Source organism: Alicyclobacillus sp. SO9 (assembly GCF_016406125.1).
Lineage (GTDB): Bacteria > Bacillota > Bacilli > Alicyclobacillales > Alicyclobacillaceae > SO9.
On record NZ_CP066339.1, the window covers coordinates 1,430,054 to 1,446,894 of the forward strand.

The 16,841-nt window shown below is 47.0% G+C and carries 15 protein-coding genes and 1 riboswitch; of the genes, 7 read left to right on the plus strand and 8 right to left on the minus strand.

Annotation, left to right across the window (positions count from 1 at the left end; translation table 11 throughout):
* The first annotated feature begins 22 nt into the window (after nt 1-22).
* On the plus strand, nt 23-322 hold the full coding sequence (locus GI364_RS06315) for a hypothetical protein (protein ID WP_198852822.1): 300 nt from the start codon (nt 23-25) through the stop codon (nt 320-322).
* On the opposite strand, the gene GI364_RS06320 is transcribed toward GI364_RS06315, so the two are convergent.
* The gene (locus GI364_RS06320) at nt 309-596 is read right to left on the minus strand and encodes a glutaredoxin family protein (protein ID WP_198852823.1); all 288 of its coding nucleotides are present in this window, start codon (nt 594-596) and stop codon (nt 309-311) included. The genes GI364_RS06315 and GI364_RS06320 overlap by 14 nt on opposite strands.
* A gap of 463 nt (nt 597-1,059) precedes the next feature.
* Nucleotides 1,060-2,529: a purine-cytosine permease family protein gene (locus GI364_RS06325; RefSeq protein ID WP_198852824.1), complete on the minus strand. Its 1,470-nt coding sequence runs from the start codon at nt 2,527-2,529 to the stop codon at nt 1,060-1,062.
* 181 nt (nt 2,530-2,710) lie between these two features.
* A riboswitch (purine riboswitch) is annotated at nt 2,711-2,812 on the minus strand.
* Between the two features lie 212 nt (nt 2,813-3,024).
* Here GI364_RS06325 and GI364_RS06330 point away from each other — a divergent pair.
* The gene (locus GI364_RS06330) at nt 3,025-3,450 is read left to right on the plus strand and encodes a DUF1641 domain-containing protein (RefSeq protein WP_198852825.1); all 426 of its coding nucleotides are present in this window, start codon (nt 3,025-3,027) and stop codon (nt 3,448-3,450) included.
* A 14-nt stretch (nt 3,451-3,464) separates the two neighbouring features.
* Here the strand turns inward: GI364_RS06330 and GI364_RS25100 are convergent, their stop codons facing one another.
* Nucleotides 3,465-3,686: a nucleotidyltransferase family protein gene (locus GI364_RS25100; protein WP_198852826.1), complete on the minus strand. Its 222-nt coding sequence runs from the start codon at nt 3,684-3,686 to the stop codon at nt 3,465-3,467.
* Nucleotides 3,687-3,897: 211 nt separating this feature from the next.
* A complete protein-coding gene (locus GI364_RS06340; RefSeq protein ID WP_198852827.1) occupies nt 3,898-4,209 on the minus strand; it encodes a hypothetical protein in 312 nt (103 codons plus the stop codon).
* A 413-nt stretch (nt 4,210-4,622) separates the two neighbouring features.
* Between GI364_RS06340 and GI364_RS06345 the strand changes: the two genes are divergently transcribed.
* From GI364_RS06345 to GI364_RS06360, 4 genes are all read left to right on the plus strand, one after another.
* Nucleotides 4,623-5,681 carry an ABC transporter substrate-binding protein gene (locus GI364_RS06345; RefSeq protein WP_198852828.1) on the plus strand — a complete coding sequence of 353 codons (1,059 nt, stop codon included), beginning with the start codon at nt 4,623-4,625 and terminating at the stop codon, nt 5,679-5,681.
* A gap of 64 nt (nt 5,682-5,745) precedes the next feature.
* Nucleotides 5,746-6,522: an ABC transporter ATP-binding protein gene (locus tag GI364_RS06350; RefSeq protein ID WP_198852829.1), complete on the plus strand. Its 777-nt coding sequence runs from the start codon at nt 5,746-5,748 to the stop codon at nt 6,520-6,522.
* The gene (locus GI364_RS06355) at nt 6,503-7,387 is read left to right on the plus strand and encodes an ABC transporter permease (RefSeq protein WP_233096035.1); all 885 of its coding nucleotides are present in this window, start codon (nt 6,503-6,505) and stop codon (nt 7,385-7,387) included. Before GI364_RS06350 ends, GI364_RS06355 begins: the two co-directional genes overlap by 20 nt.
* A 95-nt stretch (nt 7,388-7,482) precedes the next feature.
* Nucleotides 7,483-8,598 carry a GH25 family lysozyme gene (locus GI364_RS06360; RefSeq protein WP_198852830.1) on the plus strand — a complete coding sequence of 372 codons (1,116 nt, stop codon included), beginning with the start codon at nt 7,483-7,485 and terminating at the stop codon, nt 8,596-8,598.
* 91 nt (nt 8,599-8,689) lie between these two features.
* Here the strand turns inward: GI364_RS06360 and GI364_RS06365 are convergent, their stop codons facing one another.
* A complete protein-coding gene (locus GI364_RS06365; RefSeq protein WP_198852831.1) occupies nt 8,690-10,819 on the minus strand; it encodes an RNA degradosome polyphosphate kinase in 2,130 nt (709 codons plus the stop codon).
* A gap of 228 nt (nt 10,820-11,047) precedes the next feature.
* Between GI364_RS06365 and GI364_RS06370 the strand changes: the two genes are divergently transcribed.
* Nucleotides 11,048-12,028, plus strand: a complete 981-nt coding sequence (locus GI364_RS06370; protein WP_198852832.1) for an aldo/keto reductase — start codon at nt 11,048-11,050, stop codon at nt 12,026-12,028.
* Between the two features lie 145 nt (nt 12,029-12,173).
* Here the strand turns inward: GI364_RS06370 and GI364_RS06375 are convergent, their stop codons facing one another.
* The 3 genes from GI364_RS06375 to GI364_RS06385 form a co-directional block, all read right to left on the minus strand.
* Nucleotides 12,174-13,709 (minus strand): putative bifunctional diguanylate cyclase/phosphodiesterase, encoded by a 1,536-nt coding sequence (locus GI364_RS06375; RefSeq protein ID WP_198852833.1) that lies wholly within the window; start codon nt 13,707-13,709, stop codon nt 12,174-12,176.
* 325 nt (nt 13,710-14,034) lie between these two features.
* Complete coding sequence (locus tag GI364_RS06380; protein ID WP_198852834.1) at nt 14,035-14,877, minus strand: 2-oxoacid:ferredoxin oxidoreductase subunit beta; 843 nt, start codon at nt 14,875-14,877, stop codon at nt 14,035-14,037.
* Entirely contained in the window at nt 14,878-16,587 is a 1,710-nt protein-coding gene (locus tag GI364_RS06385; RefSeq protein WP_233096036.1) for a 2-oxoacid:acceptor oxidoreductase subunit alpha, read from the minus strand. It lies immediately after the preceding gene.
* Between the last annotated feature and the right edge of the window lie 254 nt (nt 16,588-16,841).

The following is a 16,841-nucleotide window of genomic DNA, read 5'->3' on the forward strand; positions in this document are numbered from 1 at the left end:
CAAAGTATGAGGAGGGGGTCCCATGGCCGATGGGTCAAATATCAACTTCAATCCGCTTGGAGTTACACGTCTGGACGGAGATACTGACATGAAGTTGGTCCACGATAAATACGATGTCTATGTCAACGCTGACTTTGTCGGAAGCAAGGTTCTGCTCAGCGCGGCAGAGTCTGCGGATGATATTTCATCTTATCTTACGCAAGCAGGCTTTAACGGTTTCTCCGCGACTTTGCGCGGAGACCATTTTCATCTCGAAGTCGATTCAGAGGAGAAAGCTGATGAAATGAAAAATCAGCTCAATGTATACCTCAATCTTCGCTGAGTTTCCATCCTTCCATTTGCAGCAAAGATGCAATGGCTTCCGGATTATACCCTCGAACAAACTGTTTACCGATGATTGTGACAGGTGCTTCCAAAGTGCCTGTCTGTTTCATCAACTCTTGGGCAGCGTTCTCTTCGCGAAAAATGCTGATTTCGCGAAATGGCACTCCCAACCGGTTCAGAAAACGCTTTGTCAGCACACATCTCGTACAGTTCGTTGTCGTATACACTGTAACAGGGCTTTGTTTACCAACTGTGTCAGCTATCATGGGCATTTCAGTGCCTCCTTTATTCAATCAGTAAATATTTGGAGGGTTATTTCATTATTTCATTGATGAACAAAGTGCGGTATTCTTGTATCTCTTAGCATAACGAATTCATGTACAAACAGACAACTAAATCGGGGTGTATGGCAGGGATTGGGATCACATTATAGCTTTCGAATTCTAAAATTGTCTCTGAGTAGTGTCCAGTTATAGGTCAGGTAAGATGCGTGTTGTCGTACAGTGTCTCCTGCTGCAGGGCCAAATTGGGTCATAAATGCGTTGACTTCAAACTAGGTCAATGTCACTGTATGCGGCAAGTGTAGTGTTTGATATGCTCAAAAAAAGGTCCCCAAGGTGGGGACCGCAGGCATAACTTTTCAGAGAATTTTATTAATCTGTTGCAGGCTAGTAACTTGCATTCGTGCGAATGTGGTCGAGATAAAAGGGGATTTCAATTCGAAACCCAGGTCATTTACGAATTGATACTTGATTCCAGTTTTGTCGAAAAGGCTTCAGCCGGTTTGGACACGAGTAATAAATATGCAATGCCAGTTACAATTGGCGCTGCAAATGCTGTTAAGTCAGCCCCGCCAAACCACATGATGGTCAATTTACTCTGGAAAAACGAGTTGTTGACAGTCAAGAAGGTCGCAATGACTCCAATGATAAAGGCGGCCATAACCTTCCAGTTCACTCCGCCAGTAAACCAATAGGGCGACGACGAATCAACTGCGTCCAAACCAGATGCATTGTATCTTCCTTTCAAACGCCAGTGATGAATCAAATAGATGGTGGCCCATGGACCAATAAACACAATCATCACGTCGAGAAAATTTTCAAAGAAGTTTACAAAGTTAGGAGAGAAGAAGAGCGCGTATACTGCCACTCCTGTGCAAATAATACCGTCAACTGCGACTGCCCAGTACCTTGGAATCTTAATGCCCATGGACAGGAAACTCATTCCGGAACTGTACGCGTTCAGGTAATTAGCTGTAATATCTCCAACAATTACGGCAATCAGTAATGGGATGGATGCCCAAGCTGGAATGGCTTTGGCAATAGCCATGACCGGATTGCTGGAGAAGGCAGTTGCGCTTACGAATGTTCCGAGCAGTATACCTACACTCATCATTATGAAATTAGCCACTCCACCGCCGAAAAAGGTTACTCCAACAATTTTCCGAGTGGGCGTTTTGGCCGGTAAGTAGCGGGAATAGTCAGCCGAGAAATTGACCCAGCCGTAAAATGTGCTGGCCAAACCGATGGACAAGGCTAATAAGAATGTCGGGAATACACCAGTTGCCGCCATTTTGCTTACAGGTGTTGAAAATGCCCAATTGACGTCCGGAAGGATTGCAAAGATAACGAACACGGCGCAAATAGCAAGGATGAATGCGAGAATACGCTGCATTGTAATCAGGGTAGCGTGACCGAGAATGGGGACCGTATAGGTAAACACAAGAGTCAGTAGCAAAGCGATGATGGTCGGACCCACGCCTGTTGATGGCAAGCCGACGTATTGTGCCAAGCTTAACAGAGCCCATACAGTTAATACCATCGTAACACTTTCCCATCCAACAGCCGTTATCCAGCTGAAGAACGCGGGAACTTTATTGCCTCGAAGTCCAAAGGAAGCCTTCGATATGGTCAGTGTCACTGTACCACCCTTGGGGCCAGTGGAGGATGCATATCCTAGAACGGCGAAGGAGATAGAACAAATGAGAGCGACTATCATACTGTCCCATACATTTAATCCGAGAGCTGTAAACAGTTGCCCGGTCACAACACCAGTAAAGGTAAGTACAGCCGCAAACCATACAAAAAACAATTCACGCGGCATTCCGTGCCGTTTTTGCTCAGAAATAACCCCAGTACCTTCCGTTTCGAGTTGAAACGCCTTGTCTTGCTGCGGGTTCTGCGTGGCCGTCTCTGCGGTCTTCATTCAAATAAGCCCCCTTGTAACAAATAGTAGAGATCACAAAAACCCGGCACCTATGGAGAGCTCGTTCGCTGAGTCTACAAGAGGCACCGGGTCTCATAAATCACAAACAAAGCGACTCAATGAACTGTCTCTCTCTGTAAAGCCCGAGAAAGAGCAGACTTCTTTTCATCGCCGTGAAATATGCAAACCAGAACGTTCTCATAGTCAAGCGATTTAAGGTCACTTGGTAGAAACCATCGAGCCGTATTCCCGATGTTATATGAGGGTTGGTGTGTGATTTTGTCCAAAGCGTAGTTCAGTTTCGACAGGATGTCAATAGAAAACACCCTTTATCAATGTTCTGTTCATAACTTACGCCCAATGCTTTTTTAGATAGATATTTATGAAAAGCGACCTCTCACGGATTTTGTGACTAATAAATGAAACTTGACTAATGTCTCTCAAGTTGGATATCCTACGTCGGAAGGATGTTCTACACGAGGGGAGCGGACAGTCGTGCCTACTACTATGTCAAAGGAAAAACCAACTTTAGATGTAACCGAACTTTTATTGCAGCCAGAAGTACAGCACGCAGTCACTGAATTAATTCAGCAACTTCCAAAATTGGCACCGTTAATTTCGCTTCTCGGTACTGGAGTTGAAGTTGCAACAGAGGCTCTTTCGGATGCGGAAATGATGGGTGGACTAGAAACCATGGTGCGTGAAAAAGCGAAACCACTCCAGACTACCGTCAAAAATGCATCGGAAGCGATTCGGGAAGCAAAGAGTCGTGCGGAAAAGGATAATACGTACATTGGAATATTTGGTGTTCTTCGTTTGTTAAAGGATCCAAACGTACAGTACGCTTTGCGCTTTGTACAGGGAATGTCGGACGTCGTTTCTGAACGCAACTTGTTTTCCTTAAAAAACGAATCAAAATAAACAAGTTCGACCGATCAGAACACTGAGCGTACGGGAGACAGAAGTGGTGAGGTAGACTGAGGGAGTTCGTACAGAGGCTCTCCCCGGCCTCGCCTTATTTTGTGTCGCATCTCGGTTCTGTTAGCACATCTACAATCTAGTCCATCAGCAGTTGACGTATATGGGTTATGACCGTTTTTGATATGCATTCGTGCTTGATTTTTCACAGACCAAGGAACAGAAGAATCCATTTGCATCCGGCTCTCCACTCAAGATATTTCACACAGAGGTTTCTGACAGGCTTCACATGAATGTGGACAGGCACATCGACTGGCCAAGACGTTCCAAACGTCGATGGCGAAAAGCAGGAGTCGAAGAATAGAGCACCACGGGCACCTTCACGGGTTTGAGCAAGCCGCTGTGCTATTGCTACGCCAAGCGAGAAACCAGCATAGACTACTTCGCTCCTTATTGTTTCATAAATCTCATGGTCAGGATAACCGATGACCAACCAGTGAAGGCGACAACGTCAAGTACTGCGCCCGGGATAACCCCAGTGATATGCAGGGACGTAAACATGATATTAGCCAACCACCCCATGACAAACGGGTAAAAGATAGACACCCAACGTATTCGACCATGACTCTTTAATGGGAACCAGGCCGCTAGGACAAGGCTATTCAGTGCAATAATCAACGCAAACACAACATTGGACATATAGAACTGATAAGTAAGGAACCCTACTATGACAGCGACTGCGCCGCTTATAACCCATCTCATAATGGACACCTCTTTGTTCTCATCTGGGCACAAAACGACTTCCGAGACTGTCCCACCTTCTATTTCCAGTGTGACATATAACGCAACCACCCACATTCAAGGGTGTTCTACCGCCTGTCTTTCTGTACTGTGCTTCCCTTTAATTGAATAAGTGTAACATGCCGGAAGTGAATGGATGCACGGTTGGGACCTGTCGCTTGTTCATTCCACGAGGGTCTTGGAGCTAGCAACATCTGGACAGTCTCTGCCGCCAGGTTTTGGGCACTATAGAACGGCCAAGACAAAGAGGTTTTTTATTGCAGCTATGCTGCGTCTGTTGATTTTGAACCAATTTCCCTCTGGGCGCATAGTCATACCTTGTGAACACAAAACCAAGGGCGAATGCCTAGATTTCGTAATAGGGGGATTTTGGAATGCAGAGACTGGGTAAAAAGGTAAAACGCGGCGCAACAGTCCTTGGTATTGGGGCTGTACTGACGACTGCGCTGATTGGCTGTGGAACGTCGCCTTCAAATAATGTATCGGGGGGGAGCAATTCAGTACCGTCCACGGGCGGAGCAAAGCCCGTTACCGTGCGCTATTCGGAAGTCATTCGCTCCATCTTCTATGCCCCGCAATATGTTGCGATGGCTGAAGGATTTTTCAAGCAGCAAGGCATAAAGGTCGATATGGTTACGTCGGAAGGATCCAATAAGGGAGCTGCGGCGCTTTTATCGGGATCGGCTGATATTGCTCTTGTTGGTCCGGAGACTTCTGTCTATATCTACAATCAACATGGTGGTAAGACACTAAAAGTATTCTACCAACTGACCAACACAGACGGCTCTTTCATTATGTCCCATAAAAAGATAAACAACTTCAAATGGAGTGATTTGCAGGGGAAGTCCGTCATTAGTTGGCGCCCGGGAAGTGCTCCACAGATGGTACTCGCTCACGATTTGAAAGCAAAAGGTGTGAAGGCGAACGTCATTACAAACATTGCCCCGCAAGCCATGGTTGGGGCGTTCGAAAGTAAAAAGGCCGATTTTATCCAAGTGTATGAGCCGGTTGCTTCACAACTCGAACAATCAGGTAAAGCTTATTATGATACCTCCGTAGGTCAGGCGATTGGCAATTATCCGGAAACGGCTTTTGAAGCGACATCTTCTTACGTGAAGGCTCACCCCAAAGTCATCCAGGAATGGACCGACGCAGTGTACAAGGCCACACAGTGGATCAATTCACACAGCGCAACCCAAGTTGCCCAGGCAATTAAACCGTACTTCACAGGTACACCTGTGAACCTCATTGCCAAATCCGTTGACCGTTACCAAAAGCTGAACACATGGAAAACTCCAGTACTAAGCAAGGCCGAGCTGACAACACTGCAAAATGTGCTGATAGCATCAGGTACGGAGAAGCCGAATCAGCGAGTGAAATACAGCGATGTGGTGGACCCCAGCTTTGCACAGAAAGCTCTAAATGGGAAATAATGCTGAGTTCAGGTTCGAGCCTTGCGGCATATTGTCCAGCGAACACAGACGGGAGGTGTGTCGGGTGTCTCAAATCCAACTGCGCAATGTTTCACTACATTACTTTACCAAAAGAGAAGAGACTCAGGCATTGCAAGATGTGAACCTGTCAATTGAAGAAGGCGAGTTTGTCAGCATTGTTGGGCCCAGCGGCTGTGGAAAGAGTACACTTCTCTCCTTGATTTCCGGCATGTTAAATCCGACTTCCGGAGAAGTGTTGCTGGATGAAGAGAGAGTTACTGAACCGTCCCGAAAAGTTGGATATATGCTGCAACACGATTACCTATTTGAATGGCGAGACGTTCTCAACAACCTATTGGTTGGAGCCGAGGTACGCGGACTCAAAAAAGCGGAGGCAAAAGAGCGGGCATTGCATTTACTCAATCGCTACGGATTGGAAGGTTTTGCATCGCATAACCCAAAGCAACTTTCAGGCGGGATGCGTCAGCGCGTTGCATTGATTCGAACGCTTGTGGTCCAGCCGGACATACTGTTGCTCGATGAACCTTTTTCAGCACTCGATTATCAAACCAGGCTGACACTATCAGATGAGATTTCTCGCATTCTCAGAGAGCAGCGCAAGACTGTTGTACTTGTTACGCACGATTTGTCTGAAGCGATATCCATGGCAGACAGGGTTCTAGTGATGTCTCGGAGACCTAGTACGGTCAAGGCCGATCACAAAATTGAATTCTCAGGAGGCAGACCGTCTCCCTTTCAAACTCGTCAGCGACCTGAGTACCATCGCTACTTCAACCTTATCTGGGAGGAGTTGGAGGACCATGTACGACTCTCGGAGTGAAGATATTAGGCCCGTCATGAATTCAACTGATTCCTCTGCCTCCACACCTGCTGGCGCAAATGAGAAGAGGAAAAGCAGTGCATATCTCGCTTTTCTGAAGCGTCGGCGGCGTCACGTACTGCTTGTTCGCATGACACAATTGTTTCTCCTCATTGCATTTCTCGCAGTGTGGGAACTCGCTGCCCGGATGCATTGGGTGAATTCCATGTTGACCAGTCGACCAACGCAAATTGCGTCCATGTTTGGTCAATTGCTTCGGGAAGGAAAGGTACTGTCGGATACGTGGATTACGACCAAGGAAACGCTCATTGGCTTTGTGATTTCAATGGGCATCGGCGGAGTATCAGCTGTTGTGCTATGGTGGTCAGTCTTTGCTGCAAAAGTCGCTGACCCTTATTTGGTTGTTTTGAACGCTTTGCCAAAAGTGGCGTTGGGACCTATCTTCTTTATTTGGCTCGGGGACCGAATGTCCATCTATGGAATGGCAATTGCCATTTCTTTGATTGTCACAATTATGATGTTAGTCTCCGGATTCCATGAAATTGATAAAGGGAAAATTAAGCTCATGAAGTCGTTTGGGGCCACACGGTGGCAGATTCTCAAAATTGTTGTACTTCCTGCCAGTATTCCGAATTTCGTTGCGACCACGAAGGTGAATATTGGGCTTACATTGGTCGGAGTTATCATGGGTGAGTTTCTGTCGGCCAAGGCAGGTTTAGGTTTTCTGATTATTTACGGGGGGCAGGTCTTCCAAATGGGTCTGGTGATGACCAGCATCTGTATTCTGGCGGTTCTGTCATTGCTCATGTACGGTGTGGTGACCTACATCGGAAGGTTGCTGATGAAACGATATAATTTCGACTAACTTGACGTACCACTACCTTGTTGCTTGCCAACTAATGAAAATGCTCTTACCCGCTGTGAGCTAATTGCATAGTTATAGTGGGGGAGGTTGATGCTATGCAAAGCAGAAGCAATGCAGACGCCTACGGCATTGATGTCTCGCATTGGCAAGGAGACATCGACTGGGCCAAGGTTCGTCAATCAGGAATCACCTTTGCATATATTAAGGCAACAGAGGGCACAGGTTATACCGACCCTCAGTTTACGGCCAACTTCAAAAACTCTGAGGCAGCTGGGATTGTACGCGGAGCCTATCATTTCGCTCGGCCTTCTGAGAGCAGTGGTACGACACAGGCAGACTTTTTTGTAAGGACGTTGCAGCAACAGAATGCCAAAGGAGAATTGCCTCCGGTATTGGATTTAGAAGATACGGGCGGAAAGTCGAAATTCGCACTGACAGATTGGGTGAACCAGTTTGTTGCTGGTGTCAAAGCAAAGACAGGGACCAATCCCGTGATTTACGTCAGTCCGTCCTTTGCGAGTTCTTCGCTCACTTCATCCATTTCGAGTCTTCTTTTGTGGGTGGCAGACTGGGGAGTATCCCGGCCAAACAGTTTTAATGGTTGGAGCCAATGGACGTTCTGGCAGTATTCGAGTCAGGGCAGTATTTCCGGCGTTGCAGGGAATGTAGATTTGGATGTATATGCTGGTACACCGGGGAGCTTGCATCAGAGATTCGGGTCTGTTCCATCAGGCGGGAGTTCGTCTTCTTCGGGGACCAAGATTGCAAATTTACCCACTTTGCTTGAGGGAGACTCCGGTATTTACGTAAAAGACCTGCAACTGCTCTTATACAAAACCGGCCAACATCCGAATGGAGTCACAGGGATTTTTGATGCCAATACGAACATCTCGGTGCAGGCCTTTCAAAAGGACGCCGGTATTTCCATCGACGGAATCGCAGGCCCGCAGACGTGGTCTCATCTGGTCGAGCATCCTGTTTCGGGAAGACCAGCACTGCAACTCTGGTCTGCTGGGCAGGAAGTGACCGACTTGCAATATCTTCTACAATACAGGCAGGAAAACCCGGGACCAATCGATGGGCTGTTTGGCCCAGTTACGGAAGCAGCAGTTACAGACTTTCAATCAAAGACCCACCAAAAAGCCACTGGCACAGCTGACATGACGACATGGAAAAATCTCATAGAGGTTTTACCGCAGCCCATCGCGTAGTAGTTCTGCGTCTCCCCAGTTGGTCTCCAACTGGGGTTTTTTGGCTGTGATGAATGCCTTGATGTAACTTTTTACGTTCGTGTATTTCGTGTCAACGTTCCTTTGGTGCAACAATGGGCGTCATCTTGTGCACTACGCCGTCAGACAAAGTCGCGGCTTCAACAGCCTCTTCGTGAAAGTAGAGCTGGCTGTTTACGCAAATCTCATTCTCCTGTGGAACGACTTTTTCGTAGCTTTCATCAGCGTGAAGGACATAGCGGTGCGTATTATCGGAAAGGTAGACCTGGAGAATACTTTTTAGTCGCTCTTTTAAGTTATCTTGTACGACCGGAAACAGGATTTCCACCCGCTTAATCATATTCCTTGTCATCCAGTCTGCACTCGACAGATAAACTTGTTCATTTCCACCGTTCTTAAAATAAAAAATGCGGCTGTGTTCCAGAAATCTACCTACGATGCTGGAGACGTTTATATTTTCACTGACTCCCGGAATCCCGGGTCGAAGACAGCTTATACCTCGCACAATTAAGTCAATCTGGATACCGTTGCAAGATGCGTGGTACAGGGTGCGAATTAAGTCTTTGTCTGTCAAGGAGTTCATTTTGGCGATGATACGTCCAGGATTGTCAGGAGTACTCGTTTCAATTTCATTTTCAATCAGCTCTATAAACTTTGTCTTCATGCCTCTAGGTGCAATTGAAATCATTCGCCATTCAGGAGTTGTCCCAAATCCGGTGAGATGATTAAAGAACTCGGATGCGTCGTAACCAAAATTGTTGCGCGCTGTGCACATTCCGATGTCCGTGTATGCCCTTGCGGTAATATCATTGTAGTTCCCCGTACTTAGGTGAACGTACCTTTGGATTGTGGTCTCTTCTCGTCTGACTACAAGTGTGATTTTACTGTGTGTTTTTAATCCGACTAGACCGTAAATTACGTGGCAGCCGGCTTCCTCCAGTTTCTTTGCCCAAACAATATTATTGGCCTCATCGAACCGCGCCTTCAGTTCCACTAAAACGGTCACCTGTTTCCCGTTTTCGGCTGCACGGGCCAAGGCGTTCACCACAGGGGAGTTCCCGCTGACGCGGTAGAGTGTTTGTTTAATGGCTAGTACATTGGGGTCATCTGCGGCTTGATTCACGAAGTGAATCACCGGTTCGAAAGACTCATAGGGATGCATCATCAGGATGTCTTTGTGCTTGATGGCTTCAAAAATGTTGCTCTCGCCAACGAGATCGCGAGGCCGTTGGGGCATGATAGTGTCATAACGGAGATAATCATATCCGGGCAAGTCATAAATCTTAGAGTAAAACTTTGTGTCGAGGGGGCCGTGAACAGAATACACATCCTCTTTACGTAAATCACTCCAGATTCTAAGTGGTTCCGAAAGTGCCTGGCTCATACCAGACTCTACTTCCAGCCTAACCGCTGCGCCTTTTTTCCGGTTTTTCAGTTCCCGTTCAATTTCTTCGAGCAAGTCTTCTGCGCTTTCCTCGTCAAACGTAATATCAGCATTGCGGGTAATGCGGAAAGCCCCGGATTCCAGTACTTGGTTGCCCGGAAACAGTGTTTCAATGAAGTTCTGAATGACACTCTCCAATAGCACATACTGATTGTCGTCGGCCTTGGACGGAAGTTTAATAAACCGCGGCAAAACAGAAGGTACTTGTACCACTGCAAACAGGTTCTCTTTTTTATCTCCAATTGTGTCCCTTGGTTTGAGAAGTACTGCCAGGTTTAACGTACGATTCGCCAGCATCGGGAAGGGATGACTCGCGTCTATACCCAGAGGCGTTAAAACTGGGAAGATATCGTGATGAAAGTAGTCCAGTAAGAATTCCCTTTGAGTACTGGAGAGTTCCTGACTGCTTAAGAATTGAATCCCGCTGTTCGCCAAAGCAGGTAAGATGCGGTTGGTTAACGTCGAATAAAGCCTGGTAAAGTGCTTGTGAACTCGTTTGGAAATTTCGCTCAACTGCTGTTCTGCCGTCATTTTAGTTTTGTTGTCTGGGACGTTGTAGCCGACTTTAACTTGGTCCTTGAGACCAGCCACTCGAACCATGAAAAATTCGTCCAGGTTTGATGCCGTTATGGAAATAAACCGAAGACGTTCCAGTATGGGGTTGTTTGGATTAGCCGCTTGGTCTAAAACACGCTCATTAAATGCCAGCCAGCTTAATTCCCTGTTAATGTAATTCGATTTGTCGCTAAAATCCTTCATTTGCGCAACCCCATTTGTAAGAAGATTCCTGATTTCAGTATTCCTATTGGTATTGCTTTGTATTTATTATAGAGGATCTGCAGCATATACAGAAAGAGCGTCTCCAAAGCGCGTGCCGCGCCGCCTCCTCGCGGACGGTGCCGCCAGTGTTAACGCAGAATTTGGTGATGTAATTGGACAAGGGGTAATATATTAGGTACACCTACAGGTGAGGAAGGGGAGAAGCTAATGGATTACGTAAAACTGGGAAACACGGGCTTGGACGTTTCTCGAATTTGCCTCGGTTGTATGAGTTACGGCGTCCCCGAGCGAGGGAGACACCAGTGGGTGCTAAATGAAGAGGAAAGCCGTCCATTTATCAAACGTGCTCTTGAAATGGGCATCAATTTCTTTGACACTGCAAACGTGTATTCGGACGGTACGAGTGAAGAAATTGTTGGACGTTCGCTCAAGGACTACGCTAAGCGCGACGAAGTGGTTATTGCCACAAAGGTTCACGGCCGTATGCATGAGGGTCCCAATGGAGCAGGATTGTCCAGAAAAGTGATTATGACGGAGATTGATAATAGCCTTAGAAGATTAGGTACTGACTACGTAGACCTCTACCAAATTCATCGCTGGGACTACAATACGCCTATTGAAGAAACCATGGAGGCCCTGCATGATGTAGTGAAGGCTGGAAAGGTCAGATACATAGGAGCATCTTCTATGTACGCATGGCAATTTCTAAAGGCTCTTCATACGGCAGAAGAACACGGATGGACAAGATTTGTAACAATGCAGGACTACCTGAATCTGCTCTATCGTGAAGAAGAGAGGGAAATGTTGCCTTTATGTAAAGAAGAGGGAATTGGTGTGATTCCGTGGAGCCCTCTCGCTCGTGGACGATTGACAAGAAGCTGGGAAGAGACCAGCAAGCGTTCGGAGTTGGACGAGTTTGGCAAGACTTTGTATACTCCTATGGCGGAGGCTGACAAGCTTGTGGTACAACGGGTAGGCGAGATTGCGGCAATGCGAGGCGTTCCCCGTGCCCAAATTGCGTTGGCTTGGGTGCTTCAAAAAGAACCGGTCACGGCTCCAATTGTAGGTGCCACGAAAACGCATCATTTGGATGACGCAGTAAATGCCTTATCTGTGACACTGACACAAGACGAGATTGACCGCTTGGAGGGACCTTACATTCCTCACCCAGTCCTCGGCTTTCGCTGAATTGGACCTTTGAACAACATCATTAAATGTGAATAACAGCATTAAATGCGAAAGAGGAGACGGAGAAAACGGGGCAGTTTCGTGTACTGCCCCGTTTTCGATTGAAACACATTATTGGGTGATGCTCTGACTCACGTTCTGAAATTCAGCGTATCTCTGTCATGGCGCTTTCCTGCTGAGACAACAACATTGTGGAGAAGGCCGTACTGGACATCGGATAGCCAAAAAAGTAACCCTGTACATAGTCGCAGCCAAGCTGCCTTAAGAATTCAACTTCTTCTGGATTCTCAATACCTTCGGCAACGACTGTCAACCCAAGTTCGTGTGCAAGCTGTATGACAGAGTGGCATATGGTCCTTCGCCGTGAATCAGATTCATGACTTCTGACCAAAGTCTGATCCAGTTTAACAATATCTGCTTCGATGGATGTCAAATAGTGAATGGACGAAAACCCCGCGCCGAAGTCATCAATAGAGACAAGACAGCCCATTTCCCGGAGTCTGGCAATCTGGTCAATGGTTATTTTGTCATCCGGCATAAGAATTCGTTCCGTGATTTCAATAATGATATCTTGTGCATTAAGCCCATGTTCCGCAATGACTTGTTCCAAATCCCCGATGAATCCGGTGTTAAAAAATTGGACAGCTGAGACGTTAATGGACACTTTGGTGTGAGGAAGTCCTTGAATTTCCCATTCTCGCTTTTGTTCTAGAACTTGGCGAATGACTGTTTTTCCAATACTTAAAATGGATGAACTCTCTTCCGCTAGTGGAATAAATGATGCCGGATACACGACTCCGTGTACAGGATGGTTCCATCTCACCAAGCCTTCACAGCCAAAGACTGCCCCTGTGGAAAGATGGATAATGGGTTGGTACACCATAAAAAACTCGTTGTTGATTAAAGCTTCATGAATTTCCCCCTGAAGGCTCATGCAAGTCTGTAGGTTTTCTCCCAGACTGTTGTCATAGAATCTAACTTTTTGGCTGTTCTTCCGTTTTGCTTCATACATGGCTAAGTCGGACGCCTGTAATAGTTCAGGAACTGTTTCGCCATGGCAGGGATAAACGCTTACACCGAGGCTTACTGTCATGTGAATTGTATGCTGGTTAACAATAAACGGTTTCTCAAACAGGTCCTGTAATTGCTTTGTCAGTCCGTTAGGTTCCTCAATCCCAATTAAGACTGCAAATTCATCACCCCCGAGACGCCCCAAACAGGCGTTTTCGGGAAGTATGTTCATTAGCCGCTGTGCCATTTGGATGAGGAGTTGATTGCCCGTCGCATGTCCATAAGTATCGTTTACAAACTTGAATCGATTTGAATCTATGAACACGAGGTACGCTTTCTCTGAATCATTCAGCATTCTCTCGGCTTTCGAAAAGAAGCCGCGTCGATTAAGAACACCTGTCAAAGAATCCTGAACCGTCTGGTGTTCCAGAAGTCGATTTGCTTTTGAGCTTTCCCGCCACCGCATCGCAGCAAAGGTACTGCTTGCCACCAACAGGACAAATAATGCCACGAGGATGTCATCGAATTGGAACCGCGTTGAGTGACGCAGGCTGTCAACCCAGAGCGTCTCGGCTCCAGTACTCTTATATACCACCATCAACACTACACTAGCTAGGGACAGAAGCAAAAAGTGTTTCCACGCACGCGTCATGTTCCGCCACCACTGCATCAAGATTCCTCACATTTCCATAGAGTCATCATTTTTTCCGTGTCCATGCCAGGCGTCACCACGGAGCTTACAACTCAACGAATCAAGTGTACTATGAATGGTTTTTTGAATTATGATAATGGGTAATATACTTTTAACAGTTTCTTTACAAAAGGCTTACCCCGTCCTATTTGGCGGTATCACATTTGTTGCAGATAGGCTGGGGTGAGGTGGCATACAGCTTCGAGGCGTGCTCCATTAATCACTGCGGGGGACGTACAGCCAGGGCCAAGAGGGGCAGACACTCCTCGCAAGCAAGGAGTGTCTGCCCGGCGCGGGTGAACGACTACATAAACGTCTTCTCAATTTCGTGAATCATATCTGCGTCCATATCACCGGAGGATACGTGCATATTCCAATCAATACCCAGTTGACTTTGAAAGTCCTGTTGCTCTTCTTCATAGACGATGCCGGTAACTAAACCGTTATGTTCCTTCACGTAATTGATAGCTTCCGTTCTGGATGAAAAGGCTTGGTCGATATGAACCAGATTGTCCTTGAAGAAATTGTAAGTATTGATCTTGTTAAAAGTTACACACGGACTAAAGACGTTCACTAGGGAAAAACCCTTGTGTGAAATTGCCTTTTCAATGATTTCTGTTAAATTCTTGACGTCACCTGAGTATCCTTGTGCGATAAATGTGCCGCCGTTTGAGAGTGCGGTGGAAATCGGATCGACAGGATATTCTTTGTTTCCCTTAGCTGTGGTTTTCGTTACAAAGTCGTGTTGACTGCGTGGAGACGTCTGCCCTTTGGTTAGACCGTAGATTTGGTTATCCATGACCAAGTAGGTAATGTCAATATTGCGGCGAACGGCATGAATAAAGTGGCCAACACCAATCCCATAGCCGTCTCCATCACCGCCGGACGCAATGACCGTAAGCTCTGGATTGGCCATTTTAGCTCCCTGGGCTACAGGTAGTGAGCGACCATGGATACCGTGAAACCCATAGGTTCTCGTATATTCAGAAATTTTACTCGAACAGCCAATACCGGATATTACAGACATTTGATGGGGTTCCAGTCCCATGTTTACGGCAGCGCGCTGCAGCGCGGCCATGACACTGAAGTCTCCGCAACCTGGGCACCACGTGGAGACGTCTCCCTTAAAATCCTTTACCGTCGCCATTTATACCAACTCCTTCAATTGAGATGCAATTGTATCTACACGGAATGGATTGCCGTCATACTGGCGAATTGAGTACGACCTGTCGTGAATCGGCAGGTGCTGTTTGAGCCAGTTCAGTAACTGCCCTTCATAATTGCTCTCTACGACGATGACTTTTTTATCTGCCAGGTACGGGCGCAGGGCATCGGTTGGCAGGGGATGAAGCTGTTGGATATTGAGTTGCCCCAATGACGCACCCTCACTACTCATGGCACGAATAGCCTCCTCCACCGCACCACGGGTAGAGCCCATGGTGACAACCATAGTGTCCGCTTCCGGGTTGGAGACATAGAACGGGTTCTGGCAGGTTGCGTTCTCAATTTTTCGCATGCGCTTTTCCATGATTTTCGTACGGATGTCCGGCTCTTCTGTGATGTACCCAGATTCAGCGTGTTCATTGGAACTTGTAACGTGAACCCCGCCCGGAGTTCCCGGAATGGCACGAGGCGATATGCCGTCACTGGAAAACTGGTAGCGCTGAAAGTTTTCCTTGAGCTGCTCCAGGTCAGATTCCGTCAGGACCTTGCCGCGATTGACTGCGACACGCTTTGCGTCGATGGGCATAATTGTGCTTTTATTCATCGACATTCCTAAATCCAGCAGCAAAAATACAGGACATTGGTAGTTTTCAGCCATGTTAAATGCTTCCGCTGCTAGATAGAAGGAGTCTTCGATGGTACTCGGATAGAGAACGATGCGCGGGAACTCGCCGTGAGAAGCGTGGAGTACGTGCTGCAAGTCAGATTGTTCGAACTTTGTGGGCAATCCAGTAGAGGGACCTGCGCGTTGTGAATCGACAATGACAATGGGCGTCTCGCTCATCCCTGCCATGCCGAGAGCTTCCGTTTTTAGTGACAGCCCGGGACCCGAGGTCGATGTCATCGATCGCGCTCCTGCAAAAGACGCTCCAATGGCGAAGGTTATTCCAGCAATTTCATCCTCGACTTGCATAATCGTCCCGCCGACCTTTGGCAACTCGTGGCTCAGCCATTCCATGATTTCACTTGCTGGTGTGATGGGATAGGCAGATAAGAAACGACACCCAGCCATCAGACTTCCGAATGCTACAGCTTGGTTGGCTGAAATCAGCATTCGCTTTTCGGCGTCGGGGGCATTCAAGTGACGAACAGAGTCGCTCAGGTGTTCAGCCACAAGCTCATAGCCTTTTTCCACGGCCGTTTTGTTGGCTTCGATAATCTTCGTACCTTTTTTTGCAAACTGGTCTTCAATTAAGGCAAAAAACTCTTCCTGAGGCAGAGAGACAAGGGCGCCGCTGACACCGAGCGCAATCATATTTTTGGCAAGCGGATTCCCTATGTCTTTCGCGATTTGTTTCAAAGGAAGATGAACGAGTGTATGGCCTTCCGTTTTCTCAATGCTGACCTCACCGTCAAACAGAACCAGTGCGCCGTTGTTCAGTTCATGTTTGTTGACTTTATAACTGTCGTCATCAAGAGCCAGCAGAATGTCCAAACCGTCTCCCGCGTGATGGGTCGAATAGGAAGTAGCCCTTATTTTATAGTTCGTGTGTCCGCCTTTGATACGCGACATAAACTGTTTGTACGTCGTGACATAGTGACCGTGACGGAACAGCATTTTGGCAAAGATTTCGCCTGTACTGTCGACACCTTCGCCTTGCTGGCCGCCGACTTTCCATTCAAGACTGTCCATAATTGATCCCTCCTATTATGCTTATGAGAAATTTCAATAAAATTTCATTATTTCCCTCTATGAAAAAATTGCGATTTTTATATTCTGTGCTATAACAGCGGGCTTTTCAGCCCGCCATAGACAGGAAAGATCGTGACGCAAATCGTCTCTATCGGGCAAATATTTTTAGTAAATCATAGAGATTTAAAACAGTCTTGCAGACAGATAGGACAATGTCGTTTGTCACTTGTTCGGGGGTTATGCACAGAACCTGC